Source organism: Limosilactobacillus gastricus PS3 (assembly GCF_000247775.1).
Classification (GTDB): domain Bacteria; phylum Bacillota; class Bacilli; order Lactobacillales; family Lactobacillaceae; genus Limosilactobacillus; species Limosilactobacillus gastricus_A.
This window is the reverse complement of the sequence record NZ_AICN01000013.1, coordinates 34,244-49,201: the sequence shown is the minus strand read 5'-3', so window position 1 is coordinate 49,201 and position 14,958 is coordinate 34,244. Positions and strand designations below refer to the sequence as shown.

The window sequence follows — 14,958 nt, the reverse complement described above, 5'->3', positions numbered from 1 at the left end:
GTGACAAAATGAGTACATATTACTTTGTGGGAATTAAGGGAACTGGAATGGCTTCCTTAGCACGATTATTAAAGGATCAAGGGCATGAGGTACTTGGATCTGATATTGAAAAGGAAACGTTCACTCAGGCTCCACTTGAAGCTGCGGGAATCAAGATTCTACCCTTTAATCCTGACAATTTAAAACCAGGCATGATTGTGGTCCAAGGGAATGCCTTTAATGATGACCATCCTGAAATTGTTCAGGCGCATGCCATGGGCTTAACGGTCCAAAGTTACCCCGCAACGGTGGAAGAACAAGTCCAGAGATATACCAGTATTGGGATTGCCGGAGCTCATGGAAAAACCAGTACGACCGGATTGTTATCGCATGTCTTGGCCAAGCTTGCGCCAACTAATTATTTAATTGGTGATGGGGTCGGGCGTGGTGTTGCCGATGCGCAATTCTTTGTCTTTGAAGCCGATGAATACCGCGATCACTTCTTGGCTTACCATCCCGACTATGCCATTATGACAAATGTTGAATTTGATCACCCCGATTATTTTAAAGATTTAGCTGATGTAGTTGAATCATTTAAAGCCTACAGTCAACAAGTAAAAAAGGCCGTTTTTGCCTGGGGAGAAGATCCACAATTACGGCAAATGACGTTTGACGTGCCGGTTTATTATTATGGAACAAATGAACAAGATGATTTTCGGGCAGTAAATATCCAACGGACAGCATCGGGCTCGGCATTTGACGTATATCATCAGGATCAATTAATTGGACATTTTAATATTCACCTATATGGACAACACAGTGTGTTAAATGCTTTGGCCGTGGTTGCGCTAGCCTATACTGAACAATTAGATATGGCGGTCGTTGCTGAAGTTTTGCAAAGCTTTAACGGAGTCAAGCGGCGGTTTAGCGAAACCGATAAAGGTGATATTGCCATTATTGATGATTACGCTCACCACCCATCGGAAATTAAGGCGACACTGGATGCAGCCCGCCAAAAATATCCAGATCGTGAATTGGTAGCGGTCTTCCAGCCGCATACTTATTCTCGGCTTAAAGCCTACTTAAATGAATTTGGGGAATCCCTAAAAAAAGCCGATCAAACATATGTAACCCCGGTCTTTGGATCGATTCGGGAACAAGCTGGCGATATTTCGAATCAAGATCTGATTGATCTGATCCCCAATGGACATGCAATTGATGAGCATACCCTTGATCAGTTACTCCAATATCACCAAGCAGTAGTGGTCTTCATGGGAGCCGGTGATATCGAAAAATATGAAGATCAATATGAGAAATTGCTAGGTTAAATTACTTGCTTGAAATGGTAGCATTTGCTACCATTTTTTTAATCAATCAAGAATAATTTGGGAAAAATTTAGGAGGTAAAATAGTGAACAACTATACACAAGAGCCGCAACGGCGTGAAGTCAATGCTGCAGTGGGCTTAAATGCCTTTTTGACACGGATGTATGGGATTATGACCTTAGCCGTCTTAGTTTCAGCGGCGACAGCTTACTTGTCCATGACAGCCTTTCGGACGACTTTAATGCTTTTCGCGGCACAACACACGGGGATGATTTGGTTAATCCTATTATTACCAATTGCGTTATCTATGGGAGTGAGCTTCAGTGCTACTCGGAACCCCGCGGGGGCCTTTTTGATGCTAATGTTGACGGCAATTATTTATGGCTTTGAGTTTGCTTTAATCGCGGGGGCCTTTACGACTGCCAATATTGCGGCAGCTTTTGTTTCCTCGTCGGCGGTATTTATCACCATGGCTTTTTACGGAACGGTTACAAAGCGTGATTTAACCCGGGCTGGTAGCCATGCGATGGCAGCATTAATTGCTCTAATTATTGCCACCATTGTTAATATGTTTTTACGTAGTGCGGCAATTACTTACATCTTTTCTTACATTGCGGTGATCATTTTCGTTGTTTTAACCGCTTGGGATGCTCAAAAGATGAAAGCAATTTACGTAAATTATGGTCATGAGGTTTCCATGACAGGTTTAGCAATTCAGGGAGCTTTGCAACTTTACCTTGATTTTGTTAACCTATTCATCCAATTCCTTCAAATTTTTGGGATGAGTAATCGAGACTAATTGAATCATGAACCGGCGATCTAATGAGATCCCGGTTTTTTATTTATCAGGTAATTAGGCATCAGATTAAAAATTCTGATAAATGTTTGGTACAATTGAACAATGAATACGAACGGTTAATGGGGAGTTAAAATGGCAAAACAATTATTATTGATCGATGGTAATAGTATTATGTTTCGGGCTTTCTTCGCCATGCATAATCAATTAGAGCGATTCACGAATCAAGATGGCTTACATACCGCAGCGATTTATGGATTTAAACTAATGCTTGACCATGTCTTAGCAGAATATCAGCCGGATGCTGCGTTGGTGGCTTTTGATGCGGGAAAGGTTACTTTTCGAACTCAGTTGTTTGATGATTACAAGGGAAGTCGTGATAAAACGCCTAGTGAATTAACCGAACAAATCCCCTATGTTCGGCGGCTGGTTCAAGATAGCGGAATTCAAAGTTATGAGTTGCCTAATTATGAAGCCGATGACATTATTGGCACCTTAGCCCAAGAAGCTGATCAAGCGGGATACGAAACTACGATTATTACCGGTGATCGGGATTTAACCCAATTAGTGACTCCGCAAACCACGGTGGCGGTAACGAAAAAAGGGGTAACCCAAACGGAAGATTATACGCCTGAATATATGCAAGAAAAACTGGGCGTGACGCCGGTTCAATACATTGACGTGAAGGCGTTAATGGGGGATAGCTCGGATAATTATCCAGGCGTTACTAAGATTGGCGAAAAAACAGCAGTTAGTTTGATTCAAGAGTATGGCTCTCTCGATGGCTTATACGAGCATGTTCAAGACATGAAACCAAGTAAGCGGAAGGAAAACCTAATCAATGAGGAAAAGATTGCCCGGGAATGCCAAACTTTAGCGACGATTAAACGTGATGCCCCAGTTGAAGTACAGCTAACAGATTTAACCTATCAAGGACCTGATCAGGAAGCCTTAGCGGAGTTATATCGGGAATTAAATTTCCAATCGTTTTTATCTCAAATGGGCGTTGAAGCTCCCGTACCGACTGTTAAACCCGTTCAATACGTAGAATTAACGGCGGATAATCTATCCTTACTAGATCAATTTAAGACCAGCTTGGTTTTTCATCTAGAAATGCTAGAAGCAAATTATCATTTGGCTCAACCAGTTGGTTTTGTCTTAGGCAGTCCCGATTGTTGGTTAGTGAGTCGAGATATTAATCTTTTGCAAAAACCAGCAATTAAGCAATTATTGGCTAATGATGAAATCAAAAAAGATGTCTTTAATGCGAAGGCACAACTGGTAGCCTTGCATCGATTAGGGGTATCGCTTCATCACGTAGCATTTGATTTATTATTAGCTTCTTATCTGTTAGATACGAATGAAAATAGTGATGATCTAGGTTTACTAGCCCAAGTTCATGATTATCATGATGTGCAACCTGATGAAGTAGTCTACGGCAAAGGGGCGAAACGAGCCGTGCCGGAGGATAATGAAATTTTTTACACGCATTTAGCTAATAAGGCTCGCGCCATTTATGAATTGCGGCAGCCGCTGTTTGACCAGTTAAAGGCGAATGAACAACTATCCTTATACACTGATATTGAACGGCCACTGTCAGCAGTTCTGGCTCAAATGGAAATTGATGGTGTAATGGTGAAAACTAGCACTTTAACTCAGATGCAAAGCCAACTAACTGAGCGACTGAGTGAATTGGAGCAAGCAATCTATCAAGCGGCCGGTGAAGAATTCAACATTAATTCAACTAAACAACTAGGGGTAATTCTTTTTGAAAAGTTAAAATTACCGGTGATTAAGAAGACCAAAACTGGCTATTCAACAGCGGTGAGTGTTTTAGAGAAGCTACGTGACCAGGCCCCAGTAGTTGATTTGATTTTACAATATCGGCAGATTGCCAAAATCCAGTCTACCTATGTAACTGGGCTGCTGAAGGTAATTCATCCTGATGACCACAAGATTCACACTCGCTATCTACAAACTTTGACGCAAACGGGACGTCTATCTTCGGTCGACCCCAATTTACAAAATATTCCGGTTCGTGTCGAAGAAGGTCGACGAATCCGACAGGCCTTTGTACCGAGTGAACCGGGTTGGGAAATCTTCTCGTCGGACTACTCACAAGTGGAACTGCGGGTTTTAGCCCATGTTAGTGGCGATCAAAATATGCAAGCGGACTTTATCAATGGTGAGGATATTCACGCAGCAACTGCCCGACGGATCTTTCATCTCTTACCCGACGAAGAAGTCACCCCTAACATGCGGCGTCAAGCGAAGGCCGTCAATTTTGGGATTGTATATGGAATTAGTGATTATGGACTAGCCCAAAATATTAATGTCAGTCCTAAACAGGCGAAAACTTTTATTGAGAGTTATTTTGCTGAATTTCCAGGAGTTCATGACTATACCAAGTCGATTGTCGAAACTGCTCGGCAGCAAGGTTATGTTGAAACCATTACCCATCGGCGCCGGTATTTGCCAGATATTCATGCTAAAAACTTTAATTTGCGTTCTTTTGCTGAGCGGACCGCTATGAATACACCTATTCAAGGGAGCGCGGCTGATATTATTAAAATTGCCATGATCAGAATGGGACCAGCGCTTGCTGCACATCATTTGCAAGCTCGGATGCTCCTGCAAATCCATGACGAATTGGTATTTGAAGCACCGAAAGAAGAGTTAGCCACCCTTCGTCAAGTTGTGACGGAGGTGATGGATTCGGCAGTTAAGTTATCTGTCCCGCTAAAAGTTGAAAGTAAAGTTGGACCAACTTGGTATGATTTAAAGAAAATTGAGGATTAACAATGCCTGAGTTACCAGAAGTAGAAACAGTTCGTCGGGGATTGATGCGAATTGCGGCCGGGCGGCAAATTAATGGGATTGATGTTTTGTATGGAAAAACCATTACAAATGATGTTGAAGAATTCCGCCAAGCTTTAATCGGACAGACCATTACGGATATTGATCGTCGAGGAAAGTATTTGCTCTTTCGATTTACGAATCAATTAACGATGGTTTCCCACCTCCGAATGGAAGGAAGTTATTTTAACCAACCCACAGGCGGTGAAGTAGATAAACATACGCACGTCATTTTCCATTTTACAGATCAAACGGATCTCTGTTATCGCGATACCAGGAAATTTGGCCGGATGACTTTGGTTAAAACGGGGAATGAATATGAAGTGGGAGGCTTAAAAACGATTGGTCCGGAACCAACGGAACATGATTTTAAGTTAGATTATTTTATCGATATTTTGAAGCACAGTCGCGGCAAGATTAAGCCGTTCCTATTGAACCAATCGCATGTAGCGGGCTTGGGGAATATCTATTGTGATGAAGTCTTATGGATGGCCAAGATTAATCCTGAGCAACCGGCAAATTCCTTGTCAGATACCCAAGCAAGTATATTGCGAAAAAGTATTATCAGTGAGATTAAAAGGGCAACGAAGTTACATGGAACTACCGTCCATACCTTCAAAAATGCCTTTGGTAATGCGGGCGAGTTTCAAAATGAACTCCAAGCCTATGGACATGCTGGCGAGCCTTGTCCTCGGTGTGGAACGACGATGATTAAAATAAAGGTAGCTCAACGTGGCACCACATATTGTCCGCAGTGCCAGCCCTTACGAGGTCAAAATGACTAAGGTAATTGGCTTGACCGGCGGAATTGCCACCGGTAAATCAACCGTCAGTCAGTATTTAAGAACCAAAGGGTTAAAAATAATTGATGCTGACATAGTAGCTCGCCAAGTTGTCGAACCAGGAACCAAGGGGCTCGCTTTAATTCAAGAAGCCTTTGGTAAAGAGGTTATCAATCCTGATGGCAGCCTTAATCGAGCACAATTAGGTAAGGTTGTGTTTGCTGATTCACAGGCTCGCCAGAAGTTAAACCAGATCCTCCATCCGTTAATTTTTCGGACCATTTTAGGGCGTTTTGAAGAATTAAAAGCCCAGCGATGTCCAGTAGTGGTCCTGGACATTCCCTTGTTATTTGAGACGGGCTGGGAGCAAAGATGTGACTTGACCTGGGTGGTCGCTTGTTCTCCTCAGCAGCAACTGACCCGTCTAATGGCTCGGGATCATTTGGATCAAGCAGCGGCTCAAGCCCGGATCGCAGCTCAGTATCCCTTGACCGAAAAGATGGCCAGGGCCGATGTGGTCTTGATGAATGATAATAATCAATCTGGTTTATATCACCAAGTTGATCAAGCCCTGGCTAAATTATCGTAAATGATATTCATGTGATATAATTAATAAAACAAGTTGAGAGGGGATAGAGCAATGATTTGTCCACATTGCCGACAAGAAGGATCACGGGTAATCGACAGTCGACCAGCCGATGATGGCTCGAGTATTCGACGGCGTCGGGAATGCCCTAACTGTGGTTTCCGATTTACGACCTTTGAACGTTATGAAGAGATTCCATTGTTAGTGATCAAAAAAGATGGCAGCCGGGAACCATTTAATCGGCAGAAGTTATTGAACGGCTTGATTCGTTCGGCTGAGAAACGGTCAGTCGGCATGCAAACCTTAACTGAAATTGCTGATAAGGTTGAGTCCCAAGCCCGGCGGTTAGGGGAAACTGAGATATCCACGCAAGCGATCGGTGAATTTGTGATGAACGAATTAAAGCCAGTTGATGAAATTGCCTATATTCGCTTTGCTAGTGTTTATCGTGAATTTAAGGATGTTGAAGCTTTTCGTAAGGAAATTGAATCAATGGAGAAGAAGTGAGTGTCATGGGGAACAATCTGGTTCGATTACAGTCTCAAACGGGCTATGTAGTCTCTTTGAGTCCTGATTTTGGTAAATTTGACCAAACGACATTTCTTAATTTTTATCAGCCATTGATGAGTCCCACTGCTATGGGGCTTTTTTATGCTTTACAGTTAAATCTCTCTGTCCACCCAGTGCTAACGGACCGGCAACCGCACCAAAAGCTAATGGTGCAACTTGGGGCCGGGATTCAAGCGATTGATCAAGGAAGACAGCAATTAGAAGCATTAGGCTTGCTAAAAACTTTTCAGCAAATCGACGATTTGGGCGAAGTACTTGTTTATGAGTTGCATCCGACCTTATCGCCAGATGAATTTTTAGCAGATGATTTACTAAGTGTTCTATTACTACAAATGGTTGGTGAACAAGCCTTTAATCAGTTATCTCAAAGGGCAAACCAATATTATTTGAAGTCTAGTGAGCTAGCGGAAGTCACCACACCCTTTTTAGACGTTTATACGATTGGTAAACAAGCATTAAAGCAGGTTGATCCAGTGATCGAAACTGCCCGGCAAACCAATGCACTAGTTAAATCCAAGTCTTCGAAGGTGAGTGATCCAGCTTTTGACTGGGAATTATTAGGCCAACAATTACAATTGCAGGGAATTGATCATCAGGTCATGACTGATTATCATCAAGTGATTATGGCGGAGCATCTTTTATATCAATTAGATGAGTTTCAATTAGCCGAATTAATGATTAAGGCAGTTGATGTCACCAATAATCAATTTGATGTTGACCGGTTTAAGCAATTGGTCCGTCAACAAGGACAAGCGAGCCGTCAGCCTAGCGCCCAAACGTCCAATTCCAATGAAGATCTACGTGATTTATCGGAAGTTGAAAAGCAATTAGTTCAACAGGTGCAAGCCTACTCGCCTTTAGATTATTTGACGGGATTAAAAAATGCGACCAATAGTGGCTATGTTAGTAATAATGAACGCTATACTTTAGAACGTTTGGTGGAAGCGCAAACCTTACCGATTAGCGCTATTAATGTTCTTTTACATTATGTTATAGTAGAGCAAGGGAAAGCTTCTCTGAATGCTAATTTAGTGGATGCCATTGCTAATACCTGGACCCGAAAAGGGGTGCAGTCGGCTAGTGATGCCATTCGAGCTTTAAAAGACTTTCGAAAGCAACGCCAGACTAAATCACGTCAATCAAGGCGTACTAGTAATGGGAAGCACGTTAAAGAACAGCTGCCAGAATGGGCAAAGAAAGCCGATTACCAACCACGACCAGCGAAAAAAGCGACGGATGAAGGCAATTTATCTAATATTGAAAATCTGAAATCTAAATTACGTCAACAACAAAATAATCAACCCTAGAGAGGAGGTTCAATATGCAATCATTAAGTGTGGCGATGATGAAACGGATGCAAGCTCAAGCTAATAATCAGGAATATCAAAAAACCGTTGAGCGAGTTTTTTCCGATCCACAGATTCAAGCCTTTTTAAATCAACATCAAGCAGAATTGACCCCCGAAAGTGTGCAACGGGACTATTCCAAGTTATATGAATTTTTCCACGAAAATCACTTGATTTTACAAAATCAAACTTCTATTGCGCCTGGTTATCAACCCAAATTATTAATTAATGCTGGGCAAATTGATGTAGCCTATGTCCCAAGCGCCCAATTACGCGCCGAACAACGAGCTAAAGAACTGCGCGATCGTGTCACGATAATTAGCATGCCGAAGTGGTTGCCAGCTGCTAACTTTGATGATTTTTATACGGATGAAAAACAAGGATCACCATCGCGGAACTTGGCCCTGGAAGAAGCACTAAAATTCTGTATGAATTATTCAGTTGATCATTTTCAGCCGGGACTTTATTTGTCAGGTAGTTTTGGGGTCGGAAAGACCTACTTGTTGGGAGCAACAGCCAATGAATTAGCGAAGCGCAATGTTAAAACAACCATTTTGCATTTTCCTTCATTTGTCGTGAAAATGCGCCAAGCTATCCAAAACCGAACCTTAAACGAGGAACGTGATCAGGTGAGTCAGGCACCCATCTTAATGATTGATGATATTGGAGCCGACGTCATGACCGCTTGGGCGCGGGATGATTTGTTAGCGGTGATTTTAGAATATCGGATGCAAGCAGAACTGCCGACCTTCTTTTCATCTAATATGACCATGAATGAGTTAGAAAATCATTTGGCTGAAGATAACAAGGATAATGTTGAACCGCTGAAGGCTAAACGAATTATGCAACGGATCCAGTACTTATCGCGTGAGATTGATGTACAAGGAAATAATTTGCGAATGTCCTAAGGAATGATTGACAAATGGTCGAAAGTTAGTTAAAGTAATAATCGTTGATAAAAAGCAGAAGCACCCGCTTCTCGCCTAGGTTACTAGAGTAACCGGGCAAATCACTTAATTACTGGCATATTTATATGTTTTAGACTAGTAAATTAATGGTGCGGGGTGCAAAATTGCACGTCGCTTTTTTGATACCAGATCATTGATATTGGAGGTGTATTAACATAGCTCAAGGAATGTTTGTCAACGATGGAATTCGTGCCCGTGAAGTTCGGTTAATCGATCAAAACGGGGAACAATTAGGAGTAAAGACGAAGGCGGAAGCGTTGCAATTAGCGGAAGCAGCCGACTTAGATTTAGTCCTAGTTGCACCAAAGGCACGTCCAGCAGTTGCGCGGATTATGGATTATGGTAAGTACCGTTTTGAGATGCAAAAGAAAGAACGGGAAAACCGGAAGAACCAAAAGACCACGGCGGTTAAAGAAATCCGCTTGAGTCCCACAATTGATACGAACGACTTTAATGTGAAATTAAGTCGGGTGCGGAAGTTTATCGAAAAAGGTGATAAAGTCCGTGTCTCGCTTCGTTTCCGTGGTCGGGCGATCACACATAAGGATATTGGTCGAGACATGATTGAACGGATGGCAGAGGAAACAAAAGATATTGCCACCGTTGAACAACGACCAAAGATGGAAGGACGGAGCATGTTCCTAACTCTTGCTCCCTTGTCCGATAAGCAGAAAAAATAAAATTAAGAAGGTAGGATATAGTTATGCCAAAGATGAAGACAAAGAAGTCTGCTGCTAAGCGTTTTAAGCGTACTGCTAATGGTGGATTTAAGAGTGGTAACTCATTTACTAGCCACCGTTTCCACGGTAAAACGAAGAAGCAACGTCGTCAATTACGTGGCTTAAGCATGATGGACAAGAGTAACGTTAGTCGTTACAAGAAGATGGTTCCTGCTAAGTAATTTAGTAGGCGAGATTTAAATAATTAAAATTACTAGGAGGACACCACAATGCGAGTTAAAGGTGGAACTGTTACGCGCGCTCGTCGGAAGCGCATCATGAAGTTAGCTAAGGGATACACTGGTTCAAAGCACCGTCTTTTCAAGACGGCTAAAGACCAAGTGATGAAGAGTGGAACTTATGCTTTCCGTGACCGGAAGGTTAATAAGCGAAACTTCCGTCAATTATGGATCACGCGGATCAACGCTGGTGCACGGATGAACGACATTAGCTACAGTAAGTTAATGCACGGTTTGAAGTTAGCTAATATTGATCTTAACCGGAAGATGTTGGCTGATTTAGCTGTTAACGATGCTGATGCGTTTAAGGCATTAGTTGACGAAGCTAAGAAGGCTTTAAACTAAATTAGATCAAGGACTGGCATGGTCAGTCCTTTTTATTTTGGCCCTACCGATAAAGATTGATCCACTTTCTAACAATCGGTATAATGGAAGGATCAAAGAAACGAGGGAACAAGATTGTTAGCACGATTTAAACCAACCTGGATGATTGAACGGTTTAGTGATATTGATCCGGACCAATTAAAACAAATGGGAATTCATGTAGTATTCAGTGATTTGGATAATACCTTAATTGCTTGGAACAATCCAGATGGGACTCCTGAATTACGGGAATGGATGCGTAAATTGGCTGACGCACAAATTCAATTAATTGTGGTTTCTAATAACAGCCATGACCGAATTGGGCGTGCCGTTGAAAAAATTGGATTACCATTTGTTTCACGCGCTTTAAAACCACTTCCGGTTGGTATCAATCGGACCTTAAAAAAGATGCAGTTAGCACCTTCAGAAGTGGTGATGGTAGGTGATCAGATTATGACAGATATTTTAGCGGCGAATGGTGCTGGAATTCGTAGTATCCTAGTTAAACCACTCTTACCTAGCGATAAATGGATTACGAAACCGAATCGAATGATGGAAAAGCAAGTGATGCGATTATTGCAAGGCCAAGATTCTCAAATGCAATGGCAAAAGGAGTTAAAGTAAATGGCGACGGTTGATGATGAATTAAGATGTATTGGGTGTGGAGCGGTAATTCAATCCGACCATCCAGATGAATTAGGCTATACTCCGGCGTCAGCAGTCCAAAAAGGGTTAGAAAGTGGCGAATTATATTGTCAGCGGTGTTTTCGCTTACGCCATTATAATGAAATTGCCCCGGTTTCATTAACGGATGACGACTTTTTGCGGCTCTTAAGCCATATCCGTGACACCAAGTCTCTGATCGTTTATGTCGTGGATATTTTTGATGTTAATGGGAGCTTAATTCCGGGTTTACATCGCTTTGTCGGTGATAATCCAGTCATGTTAGTTGGGAATAAGGAAGATCTCTTACCTAGCTCATTACGTCGGAATAAATTACGTGACTGGTTACGCCAACAAGTTAATCAAGCCGGGATTCGACCAATTTCAACGGTCTTGGTTTCAGCCAAAAAGAATCATCAAATTGAGGACCTTTTGAAAGAAATTGATCGCCGACGCAATGATCGGGATGTCTATGTGGTAGGGGTTACTAATGTTGGAAAATCGACCTTAATTAACCAAATCATTAAATTACGGACTGGAATTAAAGATCTAATTACGACTTCTCGTTTTCCGGGAACTACCTTGGATCAAATAGAGATCCCGCTGGATGATGGCCATCAATTAGTTGATACCCCAGGAATTATTCACCAAGCCCAGATGGCTCATGTTCTGCCAGCTAAAGATCTAAAAGTGGTGACACCACAAAAGGAAATTAAACCACGAACCTACCAATTACAAGATCAACAAACGATCTTTTTAGGTGGGGTAGCGCGGTTTGATTACTTAAAGGGACCAAAGGTGGGGATTGTCGGGTATTTTGATAATAATCTACCAATGCATCGGACTAAGTTAGCCCATGCAGACGATTTTTATCATAAGCATTTAGGTGGTTTATTGACACCACCAAGTACTGACGATCTGGCCGATTTTCCACCATTAGAACGATATGAATTTGCTATTAAGCAAAAATCTGATTTAGTCTTTGAAGGTTTGGGTTGGATGACAATCCCCGCTGGGACAGTAGTAGCTGGATGGGCACCAAAGGGGGTTGCCGTACTGATTCGTCCAGCCATGATATAAGGAGAACAAAATGCATTTACGAGGGAAACAAAAGCGTTTTTTACGAGCCCAAGCTAATCACTTACAACCCCTGTCTTCGGTGGGAAAAAATGGTTTAACGCCAGCTTGGCTAGCTCAACTATCGGGGGCCTTAGATAAACGCGAATTAATCAAAGTCAGCATTTTACAAAATGCAGATGAAACAACTAGCGAAGTCAAAGCATATATTGAATCGCAAAGTGATATTCAAGTCGTCCAAAAAATTGGTCGGGTATTGGTTTTATTTAAGGTTGCTAAAGATCCAGAGTTACGTCAACTCTCGGAACAGGTTGAAAAGATTTAAAGGAAGTGACGGGGATGCCGATTAAATCTGCAGTTCGGATGATTCCAAAGGTTGAAGTACAACCATTAACTAGTTTTCGGCATCGACGAATTGGTTTGTATGGTGGGACCTTTAACCCAGTCCACAATGCGCATCTTTTAGTAGCCGATCAAGTTGGTAAAACCTTAGGGTTAGATCGGGTCGATTTTTTGCCAGATCTAATTCCTCCCCATGTTGACCAAAAGTCTGCGGTGGCGGCTGAATATCGGGTTGATATGTTGAAATTAGCGATTGATGACAATCCATATTTAGGTATTGAAATGGCGGAGATTAACCGGGGAGGAATTTCGTATAGCTATGATACGATTAAGGAACTAAAAGAACGACACCCTGAAAATGATTACTATTTCATCATCGGAGGCGATATGGTTGATTATTTACCAACCTGGTATCGCATTGATGATTTAATGAAGATGGTTAATTTTGTCGGGGTCCGTCGACAAGGAGCCGAGAATAATACCAATTATCCCGTTATTTGGGTCGATGTCCCGACGGTTGATTTTAGTTCGTCGGCCATTCGGGAACGGATCAGGAATCGACAATCAATTAAATATATGGTTCCAGCAGGTGTGGAAAATTATATAAAGGAGCATCAATTATACCTTGACTAATAATGACCAACAATTTAAGTATACCGGTGAATTTGCTTACCTAGATCGGGATCAATTAGTAACCAAAATTCAAGCCGCTTTGAGTCCGGAACGTTTTAAGCATGTTTTACGCGTTGAAACTACGGCACGACAATTAGCGCGCCAGTACGGAGTTGATGAACAGTTGGCTAGTATTGCCGGGCTTTGTCACGATTATGCCAAGGAACGACCAGCTGAGGATTTTATACAGGTAATTAAGGCGAAACAATTAGAGCCTGATTTGCTATCCGCTGGCAACGCCATTTGGCATGGAGTTGTGGGGGCTGAGATGGTCGCCGATGAATTGTTAGTTCATGACCAACGAATTTTGGATGCTATTCGCCAGCATACGTTTGGAGGCCCAGTCATGACTAAATTATCTCAAGTGCTTTACATGGCTGATTATATTGAACCTGGTCGAGACTTTCCAGGGGTTGATCAGGCGCGCCAAATCACACAGCAGTCCTTAGCAAAGGGAGTGGCCTTTCAAACCTGGCACACCTTAAATTACTTAGTTCAAAAAGGTGCTTCGGTATATCCAGCAACCATCGATACCTATAATGCATGGGTCCCGCAATACAGAAAGGAATTTTTACTAGATGAATAGCGAAGAAATTTTAAAAATGGTGGTAACGGAGGCGGATGGTCGCCGAGCAGAAGATATTGTAGCTTTAAAAGTTGATCAAATTAGCCCTATGGCCGATTACTTTGTAGTAATGACGGGGGGATCAAATCGGCAAGTTCAAGCCATCTCTGATGCCATTGTAAAAAAGGCACATGAATTAAAATTACCAATTGGTAGTGTCGAAGGTAAAAACGCGGCCCAATGGATCTTAGTTGACCTAGGTGAAGTGGTGGTGCACATTTTCCGCGAAGAAACGCGCCAATTTTATAATTTGGAAAAACTTTGGTCGGAAGCACCTTTAGTTAATATTAACGATTGGATTAAGGATTAATGATCTACCAAACTTTTGCGCGCCTGTACGATGAATTATTCGATGATGATATGTATCAAGCTTGGGCTGATTTTGTCCAAACCATCGTCCCACAACCAACGGCAATTTTGGATGTCGCTGGTGGGGCCGGTCGATTAGCAGTTTTATTGGCTCAACGTGGCTACGAAATGACAGATCTTGATTTATCGCCAGAGATGTTGAGTTTAGCGGTTGAACATCGGGAAGCGGCGCAAGTTGACTTAATGCTAGTTGAAGGGAATATGTTAGCGCTTGGTGATTTACCAAAGTATCCAGTGATTACTTGTTTTGCGGATTCTTTATGTTATCTTGACAATTTTGCTGAATTCCAACAGGCATTGAGTGAAATCTATGCCCATCTTGAAGATGGGGGGCATTTTATCTTTGATATGATGTCACCTTATCAAATGGATCAGGTCTATCCCGGTTATATGTTTAATTACCAAGATGAGGATCATCAACGCGCTTTTATGTGGCAAAGTTTTGCAGACGATGATGTTGACCATGGGGTAATTCATGATTTAACTTTCTTTGTACAGTCTAATAATGGTCAATATGATCGTATTTCGGAAATGCACTTTCAACGTTCGTATCCCCGCGAATGGGTGCTAAAGACTTTGGAAAAATTAGGTTATCAAAAGATTCAAGTACGAGCTGATTTTGGGAAAGCGGCTGTTGATGAGCACACTACTCGTTGGTTCTTTATTTGTCAAAAATAGGA

18 protein-coding genes and 1 other annotated feature are annotated in these 14,958 nt (G+C 42.0%); all 18 genes read left to right on the top strand.

What is annotated here, in order from left to right; all coding sequences use genetic code 11:
• The first annotated feature begins 8 nt into the window (after positions 1-8).
• The 18 genes from murC (at position 9) to PS3_RS01140 (ending at position 14,956) form a co-directional block, all read left to right on the top strand.
• Positions 9-1,307, top strand: coding sequence for a UDP-N-acetylmuramate--L-alanine ligase (gene murC, locus PS3_RS01225; RefSeq protein ID WP_007121761.1), 1,299 nt, complete (start codon positions 9-11; stop codon positions 1,305-1,307).
• Positions 1,308-1,390: 83 nt separating this feature from the next.
• Positions 1,391-2,104: a Bax inhibitor-1/YccA family protein gene (locus tag PS3_RS01220; RefSeq protein WP_040467849.1), complete on the top strand. Its 714-nt coding sequence runs from the start codon at positions 1,391-1,393 to the stop codon at positions 2,102-2,104.
• A gap of 132 nt (positions 2,105-2,236) precedes the next feature.
• Entirely contained in the window at positions 2,237-4,900 is a 2,664-nt protein-coding gene (polA, locus tag PS3_RS01215) for a DNA polymerase I (protein WP_007121760.1), read from the top strand.
• A 2-nt stretch (positions 4,901-4,902) separates the two neighbouring features.
• Positions 4,903-5,742: a DNA-formamidopyrimidine glycosylase gene (gene mutM / locus PS3_RS01210; protein ID WP_007121759.1), complete on the top strand. Its 840-nt coding sequence runs from the start codon at positions 4,903-4,905 to the stop codon at positions 5,740-5,742.
• Entirely contained in the window at positions 5,735-6,328 is a 594-nt protein-coding gene (coaE, locus tag PS3_RS01205; protein ID WP_007121758.1) for a dephospho-CoA kinase, read from the top strand. The genes mutM and coaE overlap by 8 nt, the downstream gene beginning before the upstream one ends.
• A 51-nt stretch (positions 6,329-6,379) precedes the next feature.
• A complete protein-coding gene (gene nrdR / locus PS3_RS01200) occupies positions 6,380-6,832 on the top strand; it encodes a transcriptional regulator NrdR (RefSeq protein ID WP_007121757.1) in 453 nt (150 codons plus the stop codon).
• A gap of 5 nt (positions 6,833-6,837) precedes the next feature.
• Positions 6,838-8,202 carry a DnaD domain protein gene (locus PS3_RS01195; protein ID WP_007121756.1) on the top strand — a complete coding sequence of 455 codons (1,365 nt, stop codon included), beginning with the start codon at positions 6,838-6,840 and terminating at the stop codon, positions 8,200-8,202.
• A 14-nt stretch (positions 8,203-8,216) separates the two neighbouring features.
• Positions 8,217-9,149: a primosomal protein DnaI gene (gene dnaI / locus PS3_RS01190; RefSeq protein ID WP_007121755.1), complete on the top strand. Its 933-nt coding sequence runs from the start codon at positions 8,217-8,219 to the stop codon at positions 9,147-9,149.
• Between the two features lie 46 nt (positions 9,150-9,195).
• Positions 9,196-9,336, top strand: a sequence feature (ribosomal protein L20 leader region).
• A 22-nt stretch (positions 9,337-9,358) separates the two neighbouring features.
• Positions 9,359-9,889: a translation initiation factor IF-3 gene (infC, locus tag PS3_RS01185; protein WP_176662241.1), complete on the top strand. Its 531-nt coding sequence runs from the start codon at positions 9,359-9,361 to the stop codon at positions 9,887-9,889.
• Between the two features lie 23 nt (positions 9,890-9,912).
• Positions 9,913-10,110 (top strand): 50S ribosomal protein L35, encoded by a 198-nt coding sequence (gene rpmI, locus PS3_RS01180; protein ID WP_040467848.1) that lies wholly within the window; start codon positions 9,913-9,915, stop codon positions 10,108-10,110.
• A gap of 48 nt (positions 10,111-10,158) precedes the next feature.
• Positions 10,159-10,512, top strand: a complete 354-nt coding sequence (gene rplT / locus PS3_RS01175) for a 50S ribosomal protein L20 (RefSeq protein WP_007121753.1) — start codon at positions 10,159-10,161, stop codon at positions 10,510-10,512.
• A gap of 114 nt (positions 10,513-10,626) precedes the next feature.
• On the top strand, positions 10,627-11,154 hold the full coding sequence (locus PS3_RS10240) for a YqeG family HAD IIIA-type phosphatase (RefSeq protein ID WP_007121752.1): 528 nt from the start codon (positions 10,627-10,629) through the stop codon (positions 11,152-11,154).
• Complete coding sequence (gene yqeH, locus PS3_RS01165; protein WP_007121751.1) at positions 11,155-12,273, top strand: ribosome biogenesis GTPase YqeH; 1,119 nt, start codon at positions 11,155-11,157, stop codon at positions 12,271-12,273.
• A 10-nt stretch (positions 12,274-12,283) separates the two neighbouring features.
• Positions 12,284-12,595 (top strand): ribosome assembly RNA-binding protein YhbY, encoded by a 312-nt coding sequence (gene yhbY / locus PS3_RS01160; protein ID WP_007121750.1) that lies wholly within the window; start codon positions 12,284-12,286, stop codon positions 12,593-12,595.
• Between the two features lie 14 nt (positions 12,596-12,609).
• A complete protein-coding gene (locus tag PS3_RS01155; RefSeq protein WP_007121749.1) occupies positions 12,610-13,245 on the top strand; it encodes a nicotinate-nucleotide adenylyltransferase in 636 nt (211 codons plus the stop codon).
• Complete coding sequence (gene yqeK / locus PS3_RS01150) at positions 13,238-13,870, top strand: bis(5'-nucleosyl)-tetraphosphatase (symmetrical) YqeK (RefSeq protein WP_007121748.1); 633 nt, start codon at positions 13,238-13,240, stop codon at positions 13,868-13,870. The genes PS3_RS01155 and yqeK overlap by 8 nt, the downstream gene beginning before the upstream one ends.
• Positions 13,863-14,219 carry a ribosome silencing factor gene (rsfS, locus tag PS3_RS01145; RefSeq protein WP_007121747.1) on the top strand — a complete coding sequence of 119 codons (357 nt, stop codon included), beginning with the start codon at positions 13,863-13,865 and terminating at the stop codon, positions 14,217-14,219. Before yqeK ends, rsfS begins: the two co-directional genes overlap by 8 nt.
• Positions 14,219-14,956, top strand: a complete 738-nt coding sequence (locus PS3_RS01140; RefSeq protein WP_007121746.1) for a class I SAM-dependent DNA methyltransferase — start codon at positions 14,219-14,221, stop codon at positions 14,954-14,956. The genes rsfS and PS3_RS01140 overlap by 1 nt, the downstream gene beginning before the upstream one ends.
• Positions 14,957-14,958 lie beyond the last annotated feature (2 nt).